General features: G+C 54.6%; 13 protein-coding genes. 9 read left to right on the top strand and 4 right to left on the bottom strand.

The window, feature by feature from the left end; all coding sequences use genetic code 11:
* Window positions 1–138: 138 nt before the first annotated feature.
* Window positions 139–1,896, bottom strand: coding sequence for a S53 family peptidase (locus JMI88_RS14810; protein WP_201362640.1), 1,758 nt, complete (start codon window positions 1,894–1,896; stop codon window positions 139–141).
* A 370-nt stretch (window positions 1,897–2,266) separates the two neighbouring features.
* Here JMI88_RS14810 and JMI88_RS14805 point away from each other — a divergent pair, with 370 nt between their 5' ends.
* Entirely contained in the window at window positions 2,267–2,455 is a 189-nt protein-coding gene (locus tag JMI88_RS14805; RefSeq protein ID WP_201362639.1) for a hypothetical protein, read from the top strand.
* On the opposite strand, the gene JMI88_RS14800 is transcribed toward JMI88_RS14805, so the two are convergent.
* A complete protein-coding gene (locus JMI88_RS14800) occupies window positions 2,452–3,249 on the bottom strand; it encodes a ribonuclease HI (protein WP_201362638.1) in 798 nt (265 codons plus the stop codon). The genes JMI88_RS14805 and JMI88_RS14800 overlap by 4 nt on opposite strands.
* A 252-nt stretch (window positions 3,250–3,501) precedes the next feature.
* On the opposite strand from JMI88_RS14800, the gene JMI88_RS14795 reads away from it, so the two are divergent.
* From JMI88_RS14795 to JMI88_RS14785, 3 genes are all read left to right on the top strand, one after another.
* Window positions 3,502–4,512: a phosphotransferase gene (locus tag JMI88_RS14795; protein ID WP_201362637.1), complete on the top strand. Its 1,011-nt coding sequence runs from the start codon at window positions 3,502–3,504 to the stop codon at window positions 4,510–4,512.
* 64 nt (window positions 4,513–4,576) lie between these two features.
* The gene (gene deoC, locus JMI88_RS14790; protein ID WP_201362636.1) at window positions 4,577–5,581 is read left to right on the top strand and encodes a deoxyribose-phosphate aldolase; all 1,005 of its coding nucleotides are present in this window, start codon (window positions 4,577–4,579) and stop codon (window positions 5,579–5,581) included.
* 16 nt (window positions 5,582–5,597) lie between these two features.
* Window positions 5,598–8,057 (top strand): aldehyde dehydrogenase family protein, encoded by a 2,460-nt coding sequence (locus tag JMI88_RS14785; protein ID WP_201362635.1) that lies wholly within the window; start codon window positions 5,598–5,600, stop codon window positions 8,055–8,057.
* Between the two features lie 263 nt (window positions 8,058–8,320).
* Here the strand turns inward: JMI88_RS14785 and JMI88_RS14780 are convergent, their stop codons facing one another.
* Both JMI88_RS14780 and JMI88_RS14775 read right to left on the bottom strand, forming a co-directional pair.
* A complete protein-coding gene (locus JMI88_RS14780; RefSeq protein WP_201362634.1) occupies window positions 8,321–9,856 on the bottom strand; it encodes a PDC sensor domain-containing protein in 1,536 nt (511 codons plus the stop codon).
* Between the two features lie 30 nt (window positions 9,857–9,886).
* Window positions 9,887–10,516: a DUF4388 domain-containing protein gene (locus JMI88_RS14775; RefSeq protein ID WP_201362633.1), complete on the bottom strand. Its 630-nt coding sequence runs from the start codon at window positions 10,514–10,516 to the stop codon at window positions 9,887–9,889.
* A gap of 389 nt (window positions 10,517–10,905) precedes the next feature.
* Here JMI88_RS14775 and JMI88_RS14770 point away from each other — a divergent pair, with 389 nt between their 5' ends.
* The 5 genes from JMI88_RS14770 (at window position 10,906) to JMI88_RS14750 (ending at window position 20,057) form a co-directional block, all read left to right on the top strand.
* Window positions 10,906–11,661 (top strand): sigma-70 RNA polymerase sigma factor region 4 domain-containing protein, encoded by a 756-nt coding sequence (locus JMI88_RS14770; RefSeq protein WP_201362632.1) that lies wholly within the window; start codon window positions 10,906–10,908, stop codon window positions 11,659–11,661.
* A gap of 258 nt (window positions 11,662–11,919) precedes the next feature.
* The gene (locus JMI88_RS14765) at window positions 11,920–12,735 is read left to right on the top strand and encodes an anti-sigma factor (protein WP_201362631.1); all 816 of its coding nucleotides are present in this window, start codon (window positions 11,920–11,922) and stop codon (window positions 12,733–12,735) included.
* Between the two features lie 17 nt (window positions 12,736–12,752).
* Window positions 12,753–15,710 carry a CHAT domain-containing tetratricopeptide repeat protein gene (locus tag JMI88_RS14760; RefSeq protein ID WP_201362630.1) on the top strand — a complete coding sequence of 986 codons (2,958 nt, stop codon included), beginning with the start codon at window positions 12,753–12,755 and terminating at the stop codon, window positions 15,708–15,710.
* 294 nt (window positions 15,711–16,004) lie between these two features.
* Window positions 16,005–17,495, top strand: a complete 1,491-nt coding sequence (locus JMI88_RS14755) for a 3' terminal RNA ribose 2'-O-methyltransferase Hen1 (RefSeq protein WP_201362629.1) — start codon at window positions 16,005–16,007, stop codon at window positions 17,493–17,495.
* A complete protein-coding gene (locus JMI88_RS14750) occupies window positions 17,496–20,057 on the top strand; it encodes a polynucleotide kinase-phosphatase (RefSeq protein ID WP_201362628.1) in 2,562 nt (853 codons plus the stop codon).
* The last annotated feature ends 83 nt before the right edge of the window (window positions 20,058–20,140 follow it).

Here is a 20,140-nt window from a genome sequence, read left to right as displayed (position 1 = left end):
CATTTTTTATTGTGTGTTGTGACGTGCGCCCAGCGCACGTCACAACACACAATAAAAAACTGGACGGGCGCGCATGCGCGCCCGTCCGCATAAGTAGTTCCTATGCGGCAAGCGGGAAATCGGCCGCGAGGGCCGAACCTACTTATGCGGAAGAAACTGCTGCAGACTCTGGTAGAAACCTAAGAAATTGGGCGTACCCAGACCGGTTGGATAATTCCAGCCAGGGGTAGCTCGATAGTAGATATTATCCCCTTTCGTAATATTGTAGAAAGGATGATATTTTGCCTCCTTAGCCTGTGCGGCATACCATCCAGAGGGACCGAAGAAAAAGTGCTTAAAGTTGTACTTGAATGCACCATTTAAGACCGCCATCCCAGATGCGACCAGCGGAGTAGCTGCACTGGTACCATCGCACGCCCCCCATCGGTTTTGCATATAACATACATTATTGGTAGCAGCCGCAGCGAGATCGGGCAACTGACGATAGCCAGTGGAATACTGATTTTGTAGTCCAGAAATGGAAGAGGTGCTCTGTTGTTGCCAGTCTGGTGCCTTGAAGGCAGTGCTAACGCCACCACCAGATCCCCATGAGTTGTTGCAAGTACTATGATCGGCAGTGCTATCCGACCATGCGATCTCACTGGCACGCTGGCCATTCGCTTCGGTTTTGAGCATAGTGCCTCCCGTGGCAACTACCCACGGGTCGCTGGCCGGGAAACTCACTCCAAGCTGACCATAGCTTCCAGTTCCGAAGGCAGCACAATCGCCGGAGGCGACAAAAATGCTCATATGCTCATCTTCAGTCAGGATCTGCAAACTCTGATTAATCATAGCCAGATCATTTTGCGTAATCTCTGATTCAGGTCCCCCAAAGCTCATACTGATCACGGCCCCTGAATGGGTATCATTGCGATAATCATCAATGATTTGCTGAAGCAGGTCATTGATCACAACAAAATCATCCCCACCACGTTGATAAGCTCCCCCGGCGTCTCCCTGGTAATCAACGATCTGAGCATAGGGGGCTACACTGGCAATCACATCAAGATCAAGCGTAGACTCATCAAAAAAACCTGTGGGTACCTGAGGAGTTCCATCCAGTGTGACAGTTTTCAATGTGCCTTTAAAATTGACACAGTTAAAGAAGGCATTTACGTCATTCCGAATATAGGTATCGTATGGCTCGACCAGCAGCACCTTTTGCCCCTGGCCATACCAGCCTTTTTTCTGGAAAGGTGCCAGGCCATAGGACTGAATATAATCAGAGGGCAGGAGGGTAGGCGTAGTCCAGCCGGCCTTATTGGTTAGCGGACTACAATCAACATCCGCAGTGCTCTGTGTATGATGGCTTGAGGCCGGAGTAAAAAAACCTCCTGGCCGTGCTGGATGACTATAGTTATCCAGGCCACTCACTGCCAGAATGGCGCCCGCTATCTGCACCGGTACTTTCGGCATCTGATTGGGGTCTGGGGTATAAAAGCTGCGATTATTGAGCTTGTGCGTGACAAATTTGGTCTGCATCAGCGTAGCCAGCGAGCCAGCTTTTATATCGATCGTCATCCATGTACGCGTCTTATTCAGATTGACGGTCGCATCTTTGATCCCAAAGTAGTGCTTAAATTGCTGATATGCCTGTTCACTGATTCCCAGGTTCTTCGCCAGATCACCGCTGTTCTGTGTACTACTACTATCCGATCCCTTGTTATCAAACTTCTTGATTGTATTAGGATCAATCTTAAAGGTGACCCCCACATGCAATATCTGGTTATCTGATAGAGGACCAGTAATCGGGGCTGTAAGCGCCTGCTGGGGAATATCCAGTTTGAGTGTCTGGTATTGCAGATTTGATGTTGGTGTTGGTGTTGGTGTTGCATTATTAGATGTCGTATTGCCCATATCACAGCCAGTGAGGGCCAATAAACAAATACAACATAAACACATGAATAGACACTTTATTCGAAAACGTGATTTTCGATGAAACGACATAAGATAGAGAAACCTCCACATATAATAAAAATTGCATGCATAGATGTAATCACCCCACCATTACGCCCTCACCTCTTTCCTATGCATCCACATTATATGTGTTGTTGCGGTGTTAAACAATGTAAATAATTACAAATATTGTGTGAACAAAATCACAACCGCCCACCCCGTCCAGCGTTTTATAGTCGTTCCATTACACAAAAGAAACAATCACGGTAATTGCATAGGTTCGGAGCTTGCCTCCGATTATTGTCCTCGGCGAAGGATAATAATCGGATACATGATTATGCTCCCGATTATGCTCATTGGCGGGGGGATCATCGGATACATGATTATGCTCCCGATTATGCTCATTGGCGGGGGGATCATCGGATACATGACCATGCTCCCGATTATGCTCATTGGCGGAGGGATAATCGGAGGCAAGCTCCGAACCTATGTAATCGCTTTTATTGTTGCTTTGTTTTAGAGGCGATATTTGACGACCAGCTTTTGGAGCCAGCTGCTCTGTTTCTCGGATGGCACGAAGTTGTTTTTGCGCAGGCGTTTGGTCATGTCGGCTACAAATTTGCGTTCTTGTAGGCTGACGCGTGAGCTATTGGGGTCGATAGTATCTATATATGCCTGGAGTTGTTGGACTTGCTTGCGTATGGTGTTGATCTGGGCTGTTGAGAGTCCGCTGCGCGCTTCGGGCGTCTGTGAGTTCTGCCAGCGCTCGAAGGCATCCTTGTTGTTATTCCAGGTGCCCAGTCCGGCCAGGTAGTCTGCCCGTTCGTTCTGTTCATGTCCGGCGTGTCCACGTACCCAGATAAATTTGGGTTTGGCCTTGCGATAGCTGAGCATTTTGCGGTAGATCTCCCAGAGGTCCGGGTTGGCTTTCATCTGGTAGACGCCGGTGGCGACTTTGATGGTATACTCGCTATCGCTGTAGATGGTGAGTGGAAGTAGCGGTGGCGCGATCGAAAGTACGGCCAGGACCGCCGAGATCTCGGCCCGGTTGTTGGTGGTGGTGGGCGATTTGGGAATGTGCCCGTAGCACTCTACACACGGAGACTGTTGTGGAAGCTGCCCGTCGCTGGCGTCGGCGGCCGCCCATAGCAAGGCGCTCCAGCCGGCCGGGCCACCGGGATTTTTAATACAGGCTCCATCGGTATAGGCGATGACTCCGGTCTTGTCCAGACCCGGCAGCGCGGCCCGTACATCTATGTCGAGAACAGCTTTGAGGATTGATTCCCACTCTAATGAGGCTTGAATTTCGCTCACTCCAAACAACCTTTCAATTCCTGCTGGTAATGATTGATGTCATGTGTATGGTGCAGTTTAGCATAGTTACTGCTACATGGATAGCATATAGCTCTTCGTTCCCTGTGACTTTGCCATCCCATCCACAATATGGATTGCTTATGATAGAATTGTGTTGGGTTTGTATATTTGTAGCGCGCTCATGGCGCTCATCCAATTGAGCGGCCTTCTGCGCTACTGGCAGCAACATAATAGGGATCAGGTTTTATTTCGATGAATACTACGCAAGTCGTACATCTATGCACTATGGCAGGATTGGGAGAGCCGCTGGAGGAGCCTCAGGCGGTGACGGGTGGTTTGTTGCATCGTGTGTGGCGGCTCAAGACTACCGGCGGCACGTTCGCGTTAAAGCAGTTAAATGCGGCGCTTTTACAGAAGCCGGGCGTTCAACATGCCTATCGTTTATCTGAACATATCGCGAGTGCTATGGCGGAGCGAGGCATCCCGGCCGTGGCGGCGCTGGCGCATGGTGCAGGAGATGTCATCTATGAGCTAGATGATATGACGTTGCTTGTATATAGATGGATTGATGGCTCCGTCTTGCCGGCGGAATCCGTGACGCTTGAGCAGGTCCGCCAGATCGGGACCCTGCTGGCACGGATGCATGCCCTGCACCTGCAGGTCTCGGAGGTGCGTCCCTTTGAGTGGACGCATTTTGAAGATGAGGACTGGGATATCTTGACGTTTCAAGCCTCCGATTTAAATCTTCCCTGGGCTAATCAGGTGCGCTCGGTCTTGCCGCGCCTGCTCGAATGGACCCGTGCCTATGAAGAGGCCGGCACATTGCTGAGCCAGCACATGCTGGTGAGCCATGCCCATTGTGATCCTTCCAATGTCGTCTGGAGCGATCCAGCAACCCCCTGGTTGATCGATTGGGAGGCGGCCGGACTGGTGAATCCCACTATGGAACTGGTGGGGGCTGCCCTGACCTGGAGTGGATTGCTCACAGGCCAGGCGGGCGAGGAGCGTTTTTCGGCTTTGCTGGCAGCCTATTGCGGCGCAGGAGGAAGGATAGAGGGCTCCGGCCAGAGTGCTATCCATGCTTGTATGGGCACCTGGCTCGGCTGGCTGCTTTTCAATATGCGCCGTTCTCTCGGAGAATCTGTGACCAGTGAAGATGAACAACTCATCGGTGTCCGTGAGACAACCAGCACTTTAACTACATTGCGTACCCTGGCGACTCAAGCAGCCTCGTGGGCTGCCCTGGTTGATGCTTGCCACTAGTTTAACCTCTTATCGTTTCGTTGAAGAAATGACGTCTTTCATTGTACCGTCAAAGGAAAAATCCATGACCACGACTAAAGCGCGTACGGAGTCAGTAGCTGACGCACAGCCAGCTACGGCCGACACCCTGGTGCGTAATCCAGGGATGCCCCTGGATATGGGGTGGGTCGGTCGCGTACACATTAATCGCAGTGCTATCGAACGGCGGGCCGCTACGTTGCCGGCGCGCCGCACCGTTAAAAAAGAATGGCAGGCTGCCTGGCTGTTGCGGGCGATTACCTGCCTGGATCTGACGACGTTGTCAGGCGACGATACCCCTGGCAATGTGCGACGCCTGTGCGCGAAGGCGCTCCAGCCGGTGCGTCCGGAGATTCTACAGGCGCTGGGCTTCGAGAGTTTGCACGTCGGAGCGGTCTGCGTCTATCATCAGTTTGTATCGACGGCTGTTGATGCCCTGCGTGGCAGCGATATTCCTGTCGCTGCGGTTTCGACCGGTTTTCCTGCTGGCCTGAATGCGTTTGAGCAGAAGTTGCAAGAGATTGCGGCTTCGGTGGCGGCGGGCGCCCGCGAAATCGATATTGTGATTTCGCGCCATCATGTGCTGACCGGCAACTGGCAGGCGTTATATGACGAGGTCAAGGCTTTTCGTGAGGCCTGTGGAGAGGCCCACCTGAAAACGATTCTGGCAACCCACGAGCTGGCGACCCTGCGCAATGTCGGTATGGCCAGCCTGGTCTGTATGATGGCTGGCGCTGACTTCATTAAGACTTCGACCGGTAAAGAGCCGGTGAATGCTACCCTTCCGGTTGGCCTGGTCATGGTGCGTGCCATTCGCGATTACTATGAGCAGACGGGCTATAAGGTAGGTTTTAAGCCGGCCGGTGGCATTCGCGCTGCCAGGTCTTCGCTGGATTGGCTGGCCCTGATCAAAGAAGAGCTCGGCAACGAGTGGCTGAATAATACGCTGTTCCGCTTTGGCGCCAGCGGCCTGCTGTCCGACATCGAGCGCCAGCTGGCACACTTCGTGAGCGGCCAGTATGCCGCCGCCTATGAAAATCCTATGGTTTAGTCTGGAAGGTGACATTATGAGTATTATGGAAATTTTTGAGACGATGGACTACGGTCCGGCACCAGAAGCATCTTCCCTTGCACTGGCCTGGATAAAAGAGCATCAGCCGTTCCAGTTGTTCATCAATAATCAGTGGACCGCGCCTGCTAAAGAGACATATTTTGAGAGCAGTAATCCCGCCACTGGTAAGGGCATCACGAAGGTCGCCGCCGCCGATAAAGCCGATGTGGATAAAGCTGTGGCCGCTGCCCGCAAGGCGTTTCCCTCATGGAGCAAAACTCCGGGACACGTTCGTGCTCGCTATTTATATGCTATCGCGCGCCATATTCAGAAGCATGCTCGCCTGCTGGCGGTGTTGGAGTCGCTGGATAATGGGAAGACCATTCGTGAGACGCGCGATATCGACATTCCTCTGGTGGCCCGGCACTTTTATTATCACGCCGGTTGGGCCCAGTTGATGGAGACGGAATTATCTGGTTATCAGCCGGTTGGCGTGGTGGGGCAGATCATCCCCTGGAATTTTCCGCTCTTGATGCTGGCCTGGAAGATCGCGCCCGCCCTGGCGATGGGCAATACCGTGGTCTTGAAGCCGGCCCGCTATACTTCGCTGACCGCTTTGAAGTTCGCCGAGATCATGCAGGAGGTCGGGCTGCCGGCCGGTGTGGTGAACATCGTGACCGGTGAGGCCTCTAAGGCCGGGGATGCCCTGGTCAACCATCCCGATATCGATAAGATCGCGTTTACCGGTTCGACCGATGTTGGCCGCAGCATTCGTAAGGCGACGGCTGGCAGCGGCAAGAAGCTCTCGCTTGAACTGGGCGGCAAATCGCCTTTCATTGTCTTTGACGATGCCGATCTGGATAGCGTTGTCGAGGGTGTGGTGGACGCTATCTGGTTTAACCAGGGCCAGGTATGCTGCGCCGGCTCGCGATTGCTGGTGCAGGAGAATATTGCTGAGCGCCTGATCAATAAATTGCGTGCTCGCATGGAGAATCTGCGCATCGGAGATCCACTGGATAAGGCCATGGATATCGGGGCGATTGTTTCGCCTGGACAACGTGAGGAGATTCAGCACCTGGTTGATATTGGCGTGAAAGAGGGTGCCCAGATGTGGCAGCCGTCCACTGCCTGTCCGACCGAGGGCTCGTTCTTCCCTCCCACACTGTTTACCAATGTGGCGCCTGCCTCTACCCTGGCGCAGGTGGAAATCTTTGGGCCGGTGCTGGTAACCCTCACCTTCAGAACGCCCGCAGAAGCGGTTGAGATTGCCAACAATACCCGTTACGGTCTGGCCGCCAGTATCTGGAGCGACAACATTAATCTGGCCCTGGATATCGCTCCTAAAGTGAAAGCGGGAAGTGTCTGGGTGAATTGCACTAATCAATTCGATGCGGCCTGTGGTTTTGGTGGCTATCGCGAGAGCGGGTATGGTCGTGAAGGCGGGAAAGAGGGCCTCTATGAGTATGTGAAGCCTGCCTGGCTCAATGTCCACCATGGTCGCTCCAGCAGCGCAAAGGCTGTAGCACAGGCCGAAGAGCAGCAGGCGACCGCTAATGGTAGCGCTGCGGTGCATACGGATGAACTAGAGGAATTCAACACGACTGACTCGCATGTTGGCTATGGTTTTCCTCCTATTGATCGCACCCCCAAGCTATTCATTGGCGGCAAGCAGGCACGCCCGGACTCTGGCTATAGCCTGACGATTACCGGGGCTGCGGGTCGTGTGCTGGGTGAGGTCGGTGAAGGCAATCGTAAAGATATTCGTAATGCCGTTGAGGCCGCACACAAAGCCAGTGGGTGGAGCGCTACTTCCGCGCATAATCGCGCTCAGATCCTTTACTATATTGCTGAGAACCTGGGCGCGCGTGAAAGCGAGTTCGCGCGGCGCATTGTCGACCAGACCGGTCGCACATATGCTGATGCGCTCAACGAGGTACAGACCAGCCTGTCGCGCCTCTTCAGCTATGCGGCCTGGACCGATAAGTTCGAGGGGAGCGTGCACCTACCGCCGCTGCGCGGAGCCGTGCTGGCCATGAAAGAGGCTATCGGCGTTATTGGTATGGCTTGTCCAGACGATTATCCGCTGCTGGGCTTCATCTCGCTGGTCGCTCCGGCGATCGCCATGGGCAATACCGTGGTAGCCATCCCTTCGCCGCGCGCGCCATTCAGCGCCACCGATTGTTATCAAATTTTTGAAACCTCGGATGTCCCGGCGGGCGTCATCAATATCGTCACCGGCGAGCGTGAAACCCTCAGCAAGGTCCTGGCCGAGCACCACGACGTAAACTCCATGTGGTACTTTGGCACGGCTGAAGGTTCGAAAGCCGTTGAGCTAGCCTCGACCAGTAATATGAAGCGCACCTGGGTCAACTACGGTCGCAGCCGCAACTGGCTTGATCGCATCCAGGGCGAGGGTGAAGAGTTCCTGCGTGAAGCTACCCAGGTCAAAAACATCTGGGTCCCCTACGGGGAGTAACCCCTTGCGGGCGTTTAACCCCTCCGGAGGATAACGTAGGTGCGGCCCTCTGCGGCCGCTTGCCGCCCTCCGCAGAGCGGCGGCCCTGTATCCAGGCGCTTTGTATCTTGTGGAATGACACCTTCCTCCACGCGGTGCCCAAAAGCGAAGGCCGCTTTTGGGCACCGCGTGGAGGAAGGTGTTTTGAAAATGCGTAATTTGAAAAAAACACCCGGAAAAAGAAATACCCCTTTTTCCGGGTGCCTTTTCTGCGCAAGGACGGTTTAGCGTCCGACGACAGAGCGTAGCTCCTGTACCACCCGTTCGAGCTGTTCGGCGGCATCGGTGGCGGAGGATGCGCCGGTCTGCAACTGTTCGGTTACCTGGGTGGCCACTTTGAGGGCGGTCGCCAGTTTCTGGTTGCTGGAATGTTGGTATTCCAGGGCATTGACCAGGTAGCTGGCCGAGCGCATAATGTCCTCCATGACCTGCTCCACCTGCGCAGGTGTTAACTGGTTTCCGTGTTGTCTGAGCAACTGTGTAGTGCTGTTGAGCTTTTCTGAGGCTACTTTGGCGGCCTCGGTATAGTATTGCACCGACTGCAATCCTACCTGCGAAGAATCTACCACCCAGACTTGCTCACCGGCGGCATCTTGCTGGCTTTGGGCCAGGATGTTCAGCGCCTGGCTATTGCCGCGCAGGCTTTCTACGGCACGCATGATCGGGCGCGAGATGCCGATACCTGCGAAGAAACCGCCAATAGCGACGACCAGGGCCGCCAGTCCGGCGAGCCAGAAAATATTGCTCATCTGCTGATTTGCGATACTGGTGACACTACTGACCGGGCTGAGCACAAAATATTGCCAGGGGACGCTGGTGGTTGCCTGGCGCACCACTTCAAAGTCCTCTTGTTGACCCTGTGGCCGGGCGTTAAAGATTTCTGATGCGCCGCGGTTGTTACCAGTGTGGTTGCCCAGCGCTGGATCATAGGGAGCTTGTATTTGTGATTTATTGCCATAGCGCTGCTGGTTTAGGATTTGCTGCTGGGCGGTCGAACTTAGCGGCTTGATGCTGGTGAACAGCCTGTTGGGATCGGTATCGGCGATGCGCACACCATTCTCATCGACGATAAAGGCGTAGCTATTCTTACCATGGACATTGGCGTCCTTTTGCACAACCTCTTTCCAGATGTAGTCCATCTTCAGCGTTGCGCGCATAAAACCCAGGACTTGCGGTTTGGTATTCGGTACTGGTAGTGTAAAAATAGGAGCATAAATATCAACGGTCGCGACATTTGTTTTGGGATCATAGTAAACTGGCGAAATAAAGGTTTTGCCTGCTTTAATGCTCTTTAGTTGCTCGGGCGTAATATACGCATTGCCTCTTTGGGGCGTTCCTGTCGGATAGGATTGAATTAAGTGCCCCTGTGCATTAAAGAGTGCCCAGTAACTATAGTCCTTACTGCGGCTCAACCCTGCTTGTAAGGCAAACGTAGAGTGCAATAATCCGTCTTTATATATTGCTATCGGGGTATCAGCAGGGGAAAGTGCCATAAATTGTTGAACACTGGGTACCTGGGTGAGTGCCATGGCGTCTAGTGTGCGTTCACGAAAATAATTATCAATCAACTGCACACGTGTTTGCGCGTCACTGGTCATAGTGTCGTTGGCTTGATTGATCAACGTAGGCTGTGTCTGCACTTTGATGAACACCACTACCAGTAGCAGGGGGATGATCGCAGCGAAAACATAGCCGATTGAGATGCGTAGAGGCAATGGGAACCATCCTCGCCGGTGTGCTTGTATATCTTTTTGAGCCATTCTTTGTTGTGTCCTTTGTTGATATTGAGGTTAGCGAATAATTCCAATGCGTTCCAGGTCATACAGAAGCTGCTGAACTTCTCCGGGTTGACGACCTGTCAAGCGAATAAGCTCCATGACAGATCGGTTACCGTCGATGAGCAGGTACAATTGACGGTGATGACGTGAAAGGTTGGCCTGGGCCAGGCGTCTCATGCCTTCTTCAGGTGTACAGGTACGTTGGGGTCCACTGTGGCTGGCCTGGATAGAGGGCATTGGCATTGGCGTAACTGGCAAGGCTGGCATGGGTCCTGTGCTATGACGTTGTCGGGAATCATTCAGCGGTGTGATGGGTATTGATGAATACATTGCTGGTAATGATGGATTGGTGGCTGATGATGACGATTGAAGATTCATCATTGGGCCCGTGCCTCTATCTATATCGTTAACAAAGATAAAGCGACACGGTCCCCAGGTTTGGAGCCAATCCATGGCTGTCTGGCCTTCAAGTTGCCCGCTTTGAGCTGAGATGATACGGCCCTGTACGAAAGTGATTTCTCCCCACTCTCTATGTGGCTCCTCGCCACGCTCGATAGAAAGTTGTCCCGTTTTACGCCCAAGTTGGAGAACTTGAATTACATTCATTAATTGGTCAGTCGCGATACCGCGTCGTGATGCCATGAGCGTCTTGCTCCGTCTCTAAGCAGGTTAAACCCTTAAGATTTTCTCTATTGCAGATTATACAAGCATAGCATAAAGAACGAAGATTGTGATAATTTTTTCGTTTCAATGAGCTGAATCACCTAATAAACGGTACTATTATCCTTTATTTACTGGGTATTTTAAGTCTTAGGTCATATATCCTGCACTGCCAGTTTTTGCTTATCCTGATGTATCATCATTGTATGGATATAGACCCTCAAACGTGCGATAATAAATGAAAACATTGTCGAGGTGTATTGGTGATCCACCAGGAACATGTAACCGTATTTGCCCAATACTGTGTTCCTGAACGCGTGCAGCAGTTGGTAGCCGCAAAATATGTAGTAGTCTGGAAGCAGGGAGTTTAGATGGAGTCTCACAACCTCTCTCAATCGCCTGGATCTCAGCCTGAGATGAGAGGATCAGGTGACAGCGCACCACAAACCGAGCTACTTTCAATTAACGAATTGGCTCGCCGTTGCTCAGAGGAGACCAATAAGTTTCTAAAGCAGAACGTTTCCAATGAGCGTTTTTGTCTTGAGTTATTTCGTCGCGCTATTATCAAGCGGGATGAGGGGGCATGGGCCTGTATCTATCAGCAGTATGCGCCCCTGGTTCTTACCTGGGTGACGCAGCATCAGAGTGTCGCTACTATTCTGGGGCAGGATGGTGGAGCGCCCCTGGTTAATGCTGCTTTTGCTAAATTTGCGCAGGCGCTGACTCCGCTCAAGATTGGCAATTTTGAATCATTGGCGGCTATATTAAAATATATGAAGATGTGTGTTCATAGTGTAGTGGCCGATGAGGTGCGAGTGCGCCAGGCACGTCAGTACGAAGATACATTGGAGTCCATCGAGCATGAGCCAGCTAGCGATGATCCGGCCGAGGATGTGATTGCCAATCTCTCGGCGCAAGATCTCTGGAAGATTATCCTGGAAGAAGTGCGTAGCGAAGATGAGCGTATACTGATATATGAGGCCTACGTTCATGGCATGAAGCCAGGTGAAATTAGTATGCAGCATCCACGATATTTTACGTCCGTTGATGATGTGTACCGGATTAAGCGCAATGTCCTGGAGCGATTACGCCGTAATCGACGCCTTCAGGCCCTTTTCCGCCGCTAGCCGTTTCAGCCCATTGTACCAGATATGATGAGAACTCTACAACAATGGGTCCGAAAAGCACAATCAGGCTCGTTTATTTTGATGAAGTAGCAGACACAAGGTCTTCTTCCGGGTTTTCAGCTTTGTAGGGAGCATTGGAGTATCTGTATTGTATGCGCTTATGCGATCTCTACCGTTCTACCTATATATGGACGATCCCGCTGGGGGAGGGAGAAATGTGCTGAACCTGTAGCATTTGTTGATGTAGAGGAAACGCTCATGGAGTGTAGTGAACCGGGTGCTATCAGCAATGAGGAGCTCATTGCCTACCTTGAGGGCGAAAAAGTGCGATCCGCAGTTGTAGAGCACCTTGCGCGCTGTCAAAAATGTTCGTCTCAGCTGGCAAGCTATCGTCATGTGGAACGTCGACTGAGCCAGAAGCTTTACCGCTGGGATTGCCCATCCAATCAGGTCCTGGGCGATTTCGCTCTAGGATTGATGAATGGTGAGCATGCCGTCGCCATTCAGGCGCATCTGCGGATGTGTGTGCTCTGTTCGGCTGAAATGGTGACGCTTACTAACTTTCTGGCCGCTGATCCGCTGCCCGTTGCCATTGGCCGCGTCGTCAGTCCGGTGGCGTCTCATAATGCGCAGCAGCCGCTGCAGGACATTAAGCGTACTCTAGGGCAGGTGCGTGAGCAGACATTGGATGGGGTGCGGCGTATCGCTGCGTTGCTGCTGCCTCCCCAGCCTGGATTCGCTTACCAGCGTAGCCTGGGGCAGCCAGACCTTGCGTGGCCGCGTAACTATCAGGCCGAGGACGTCACTATATCTTTGCAGCTTGAAAACAGTCCCAGGCAGCGAGGTGCCTTGCAATTGATTGGCCTGGTCACGCGCCAGGGTAAGGCCATTGATGCCTTGCAGGGTACGCCAGCACAACTGATGACCGCTAATGGAGTAATCCAGACGCAGCACATTGATGAGTTAGGCAACGTCGTATTTCCCGCCTTGCAGCCTACTACGTATACCATTGAATTGCAGTTGCCTGAGGGTATCGTAGTGATCGATCAGCTTCCAGTACAAGAGGCGCGCTAGATAAAGTTGATAATACGATGACTCCTCAAGATCTCGTGGCGGCTCTGGTCGGCATGAGTGAAGAGCAGGGGCGGCAGTTGCTGCTGGCCCACCTGCCCTTTTTCAGTACGCCAGCCCTTGATCGCCTGGTATATGCGCTCAAGAAAGAGGCCGATCGGAGCTGGAATGACGACGTGGAGCGCTCCCTGACGCTATCGGGCTATCTGATATTGATCGGCGACTTCACGAAAAGTACCTACTACCATGCCCTGGGATTGATGGCGCGCGGGGACGCCCTGCGCCGTCAGGGCCGCAACGAAGAGTCATTGCCGTTTTTTGATACCGCCGGTGAGGAGTTTCTGTCGATTGGCGATGAGGTGAGCTGGGCCAGGACCCGCTTTGGGCGCATCAATGCCGGCCTTGGCCTGAATCGGACCACCGAAGCGATCCAGGATGCTGAGAAGGCGCGCACGATCTTTATGCGCCATGGCAAGCTGTTGCGGGCCGGCCAGATCGATGCGAATGCGGCGATCATTCATTTTGAGCTTGGCCGCTATGAGCAGGCCTTGCACCTGTTTGATCGCGCCATCGAAACGTATGTGTTGCATGGTGATAATGTTGATCTCTATCTGGCCCGCGCCCAGGGCAATAAGGCGCTGACCCTGGCGGCGCAGGGAAAGTTCCGGGAGGCCGTGGCCCTGCATGAGCAGGCCCGCGCCACCTTTGACCGCTATGGTGCGCGTGAAGAGATCTCGGTGGCTCGCGAAGAATTGAATATCGCGGATATCTATGCGGCCCAGGGCCACTATAGCCAGGCGCTGCTGCTCTACAACCAGAGTCGTGAACGCTTTCAGCGCCACAAGATTGTGTTTGCCGCCTATGAGGTGGCGCAGCAGATGTGTCTATGCCTGGTGCGCCTTAATCGTGCCCATGAAGCCTATGACCTGGCCAGCGAGACCATCGAGTACTTTCGTTCCTCGCCTGCGCAACGCCACAATCTGGCTCGCTCCCTGATGCATAAGGCGGCCGCCGCCATCTTGCTGGACGATATGCGCGCCTCCGAAGAGATGCTGCGTGAGGCTAGCCGCTTGCTAGAAGAGGGTGGTTTCCATCGCCTGGCACTCCTGGCCCGTTTGCAGCGCGCCGAACTCTATTTTGCCGACCAGCAGGTCGAGGCCAGTGCGCGCGAAGTTGAGCATGTGGCGGACATTTTTGCTGAGCAGGAAGACCTGCCGCGCCTGGCGCAGGCGATCTTGCTGCAGGGCCGTATCGCCGATGCCCGGGGCGATATCCTGACCGCCCAGGAACTCTGTGCCCAGGCGCTGGATGTCGCGCAGGGCCAGGGCCTGCTGGAGCTACAATACCGCTGCTTTGATCTACTGGGACAACTGGCCGAGCGCCGCGAGGATCTGGATGGGGCCGCCGATTACTATGATCAGGCCATTCAGGGCATTGATGATGTACAGAGTCGCCTGGTATTGGATGAACGTACCAGCTTCCTGGAGAATAAGCGCGATATTTATCAGCGCGCTATTATCCTGGCCCTGCGTCGTGGCCAGGTTGAGCAGGCCATGACTTATGTTGAGAAAGCAAAATCACGCGTGCTGGGCGATTACCTGCGCCACAACATCGATATTCGTGTACGACCCGATGATCGCATGAACGAGGATATTCTGGACGCCCTGGTCAAGGCGCGCGAGGAGCATGCCTGGTTTAGCTCGATTGTCTATCATACTGAAGACGAGTCCAATTTGAGCGATACGGCCGTGATGCGTATTCGCGCGGTGGATCCCGGCACGGCCCGGCAGGAGATGCAGAAACGCGAGCGGCGCATTGAGCAATTATTTGAGCAGATTCAGTTGCGCTCAGCTGGCTCGCTTGTCTCTCGTCCGCGTGCCAACTGGACTCATCCAGGTGTTGCCACGCTGGGCAAGAAGCTGGCGCCTGGCGCGCATCTGCTCGAATATTACCTCTCGGACCAGGATCTCTACATTTTTCACCTGACCACCGCTGGTGTTACCGTGCGCAGCGTTCCGGATGCCGTGGTTCAGCTCGAGAGGCTCTATTCTCTCTGGCGCACCAACCTGGACCTCTCAGGCCGGGCGGCCAACACCGCCGACCAGGCCCAGGCCTTTTTAAGCCTGCAGAGCAATAGCCTGGGCCTGCTCAAGCGCTTCTATGAGCTGCTCTTAACGCCCATTGAGGACCTCCTGCGTGGCTGTCGCCACCTGACGATCGTTCCATACGGTATGCTGCACTACATCCCATTTCATTGCCTGTATGATGGACAGCAATTTGTGATCGAGAAGGCCGAAATCTCTTACCTGCCTTCTGTCATGTTGATGGATATTTGCCGCCGCCGTGGACAATCGGTGCTGGAGCGCCATATCCCTCTCCAACAATCGCTGGTCATGGGACTCTCGGATAGTGGACGCCTGGAGTACGCGATCCAGGAGGCGCAAACGGCGGCTCGGCAGCTACAGGTGCCTTGCGCGCTCAACCGAGAGGCCACGACAGCCCTGCTCTGGCAGCGTGGGCCGCTCAGCCCCATTATCCACATTGCAGCTCACGGACTCTTCCGACTGGATGCCCCTAATTTCTCTCATATCCAGCTGGCCGATCGGCAGCTCAGCACTATCGAAGTCTTCAACCTCAACCTCGCGCACTGCTCGCTCCTGGTCCTGAGCGCCTGCGAAACCGGTCGCGCCGTCGTCGGCGGCGTCGACGAAGTCATCGGCCTCGGCCGTGGTTTCCTCTACGCCGGAGCCGCCTCGCTCCTGCCCACCCTCTGGAAAGTCGACGATGCCAGCAGCGCTGACCTGATGGCCCACTTCTACCAGGCCCTCTTAGGAGGAGCCAGCAAAGCCACTGCCCTCGCCTACGCCCAGCGCGTCTTTATCGCCCGCGCCCGCGCCTCCTCGACCCTCGCCTACCGCATCCACCCCTACTTCTGGGCCGCCTTCCACCTCATCGGCGACGCCGGCCCCCTCATTTAACCACCGTTCCATCATGCCATAGGTTCGGGGCTTGCCCCCGATTATTCTCCTTCCCCGGAGGGCAATAATCGGATACATGTCCATGCCCCCGATTATTCTCCTTCCCCGGAGGGCAATTATCGGATACATGCCCATGCTCCCGATTATTCCCATTGGTGGAGGGGTAATCGGGGGCAAGCCCCGAACCTATGCGTGATGGAATGATGCATATCGTATATGTTTCCCGCATTGGCTTTTTGGTGTAAAATGGATGGGCTATGCGACATTATGAGAAATGGGTAAGGATACCTGCCTATGTTATTGACGATTTCAACTACCTACCAGCCTGCGACTGAGCTTGGCTACCTGCTGCATAAGAATCCAGCACGGCTACAGACGTTTGATTTAAATTTTGGCCAGGCCCATGTCTTTTATCCTGAAGCTACCGAGCAGCGCTGTACGGCTGCTCTTCTCTTAGATGTTGATGCTGTCCAGCTTGTGCGTGGCAAGGGCAATGCCAGTTCTCTGGACCAATATGTCAATGATCGTCCCTATGTGGCTTCGTCATTCCTCAGCGTGGCCCTGGCTGATGTGTTCGGTACGGCCCTCAATGGACGCTGTAAGCAGCGGCCCGAACTGGTGACGACCTCGCTACCGCTGCAGGCGCAGATCGCCGTGGTCCCTTGCCTTGGGGGAGAGGCCTGGTTGCGACGGCTGTTTGAGCCGCTGGGCTATACCGTGGAGGTAGTGCAGCATCTCCTGGATGAGCTTCACCCCGAATGGGGTCTGAGCCCCTATTTTACGGTGACGCTGAGCGCCGAATGCCGGTTGAGCGAGCTATTGACCCATCTCTATGTGCTGATCCCTGTGCTGGATAACAGCAAGCACTATTGGATCGGTGATGATGAGGTCAACAAGTTGTTGATGCGTGGGCAGGGCTGGCTGGAGAAGCATCCTGAGCGTCGGAGGATCGCCTATAACTATCTGCGCCACAAGCAGAGTCTGACGCGCGATGCCCTGGAGCGCCTGGTGCCCGAGGAAGAGCAGAACGATGATGAGGCCAGTGAGATAGAGGCCGTGGACGAGCAGGCGAGTGAAGAGAGCAAGACTACGGAAGCACAGTTTCCGCCTGCCGCCCCCGTTGAAGCTGCGCAGAAGCAGAAGAAGGAGAAGTCCGTTCGTTTGCATGAGCAGCGCTTGCTGGCCGCGCTTGAGGTGGTCAGGCAGCGCGGAGCTAAGCGCGTGCTTGACCTGGGATGTGGCGAGGGTCGCTTGCTTAAAAAGTTGCTGCAGGAGAAGAGCTTTGAGCATATTCTGGGGCTGGATGTCTCCTACCGTGCTCTGGAGCTGGCCCAGAAACGTTTGCATCTGGAGCGTATGCCGTCGCGGCAGCGCGAGCGCATTACGCTGGTGCATGGAGCCCTGACCTACCGCGATCAGCGTCTGGAGGGCTATGATGCGGCCTTCGTGATCGAGGTGATTGAGCACATGGATCAGCCCCGACTGCGTGCGTTTGAGCGTGTGCTGTTCGAGTTCGCTCATCCCCAAACGGTAGTGATTACCACACCCAACGCCGAATATAACGTCAAATACGAGACCCTGGATGCGGGCAAGTTCCGCCACCAGGATCACCGCTTTGAGTGGACACGCGCACAGTTTCAGGACTGGTCTCAGCAGCTTGCCGAGCGTTTTGGCTATCAGGTGCAGCTCTCTCCCATTGGACCCGAGGATGCCGAGGTGGGTGCCCCCTCGCAAATGGGCATCTTCTCGCGTCACGAATCCTTAGATAGGTCCGAGGTTGTATAGATGAAGATTACTATTCCAGAATTTTCACTGGTTGTGTTGATTGGCCCATCCGGTTCTGGCAAATCAACGTTTGCTCGTACCCACTTTAAGCCGACCGAGATCCTGTCGTCCGACTACTGCCGTGGCCTGGTTTCCGACGATGAGAACGACCAGTCGGCGACCAATGATGCCTTTGAGGTGCTGCATTTTATTGCCGCCAAACGCCTGGCGGCCGGTAGATTGACTGTTATCGATGCTACCAATGTGCAGCCGGAGGCACGCAAGGCTCTGCTGACCCTGGCCAGGCAATATCACTGCCTGGTGTCTACGATTGTCTTCAACTTGCCGGAAAGTGTATGCCATGAGCGCAATCGCGAGCGGCCCGATCGGCAGTTTGGTCCTCATGTTATCCGCCTGCAATCGGCCCAGATGCGCAAATCGCTACGTACCCTGAAAAACGAGGGGTTTCCGCAGACCGTGATCCTCTCATCGCCACAGCAGGTAGAGGAGGTAGAGATTGAGCGGCAGCGGCTCTGGAATAATCTGAAGCACGAACATGGTCCGTTTGATATCATTGGCGATGTGCATGGCTGCTTCGATGAACTGCATTTATTGTTGCAGAAGCTTGGCTATGTGGTGGATCAGCAGGGTGGGCAGGATCCACGCTTCCAGGTGACGCATCCTGCCGGGCGCAAGGTTATCTTCCTGGGCGACCTTGTCGATCGCGGGCCAGCGACGCCTGCCGTCTTGCGGCTGGTGATGGATATGGTGGAGGCTGGAAGCGCCTTTTGCGTGCCCGGTAACCACGATGTCAAGCTGCTACGCAAGCTTAGAGGGAAAGATGTATCGTTAAAACACGGCATCGTTGAAACCTTGCAGCAACTGGAGCAGGAAGCTCCGGCCTTTAAGCAGCGCGTGCTGGAGTTTATCGATAAGATGATCAGCCATTATGTGCTGGATGATGGCAATCTGGTAGTGGCCCACGCTGGTCTGCCGGCGGCTATGCAGGGACGTGGCTCACGGGCAGTGCGCGAATTTACTCTTTATGGCGAGACCACCGGTGAAACGGACGAGTTTGGCTTGCCGATCCGTTATAACTGGGCCGCCGATTATCGCGGTCGATCCATGGTGGTCTATGGCCATACGCCGGTGCCTGAGCCTACCTGGTTGAATAACACCATCAACATTGACACTGGCTGCGTTTTCGGTGGTCGGTTGACTGCCTTGCAATATCCTGAAAAGCAGCTGATATCAGTGGCAGCCCTGCGCACCTATTGTGAGCCGGTGCGTCCACTGACAACCGTAGCGGCGCCCGAGCTGTCGCTGCAGCAGCAGCACGATGATCTGTTGGATGTGCAGGACGTGAGCGGTAAGCGCCTGTTGGAAACGCGTTTGCAGTCTAAATTGACGATCCGTGAGGAGAATGCAATCGCTGCCCTGGAGGTCATGAGTCGCTTCGCGGCTAATCCCAAGTGGTTGATCTATCTGCCGCCAACCATGTCGCCCAGTGAAACCAGCCAGCAGCCTGGCTTTCTGGAATATCCAGAGGAGGCCTTCGCCTATTATCGCCGTCAGGGCATCGAGAAGGTGGTATGCGAAGAGAAGCACATGGGTTCGCGGGCCATCGTCGTGGTCTGCCGGGACGAGCAGGCTGCCCGTCAGCGCTTTGGCGTGATCGACGAAGGCATCGGCATCTGCTACACCCGCACTGGCCGGCGTTTCTTTGATAACGACCAGCTTGAGGCAGCTCTGCTGCAGCGCGTACAAAAGGCCCTGACAGCGACCGGCTTCTGGGAGCGTCACCAGACAGATTGGGTCTGCCTGGATTGCGAGCTGTTGCCCTGGTCTGTGAAAGCGCAGTCGCTGGTCTTGAAGCAATATTCTGCCGTTGGTGCCGCGTCACGTACTTCCCTGGGACACGCCCTTGCCGCACTTGAGCAGGCCGGAGAACATGGAATAGAAGTTGATTCGCTGCTTGCCACCTATCAGCAGAAACAGAAGCTGGCCGAGCGCTATGTCAATGCCTATCGCCAGTATTGCTGGCCCGTCAATGGCCTGGACGATCTCAAGCTGGCCCCTTTCCATATCCTGGCCACGCAGGGAACCGTCCACATAGACAAGAATCACGTCTGGCACATGGAGACGCTGGCCGAAATCTGTCGCGCCGATCAACAATTGCTGCTGGCAACCCCTTACCGTATCGTCGATGTCAACGAGCCAGTTAGCGTCGAGCAGGGCATCGCCTGGTGGAAGCAACTCACGTCACAGGGTGGAGAGGGCATGGTCGTCAAACCCTTTGAGTTTATCGCTTCAGGCCCACGCGGCATCCTGCAACCGGCCGTCAAATGCCGTGGACCCGAGTACCTGCGCATCATCTACGGGCTGGAGTATGACGTGCCGGAAAACCTGAACCGCCTGCGCTCGCGCGGCCTCGGCGCCAAACGTTCGCTCGCCATGCGCGAATTCGCCCTCGGCATCGAAGCACTGGAACGCTTTGTATGCGGCGAACCCCTCAGACGCGTCCATGAATGCGTCTTCGGCGTCCTCGCCCTCGAAAGCGAACCCGTCGACCCCCGCCTCTAATTGAGGCCAATAGGTTCGGGCCTTGCGCCCGATTTATTGCTGGGGACGTTATCGTGCATTGATCAATAGGTTCGTGAATTGCG

The sequence above is a fragment of the Dictyobacter formicarum genome, assembly GCF_016587435.1.
Note: the sequence above shows the minus strand (reverse complement) of the source record. Positions and strands in the feature narration are given on the sequence as shown.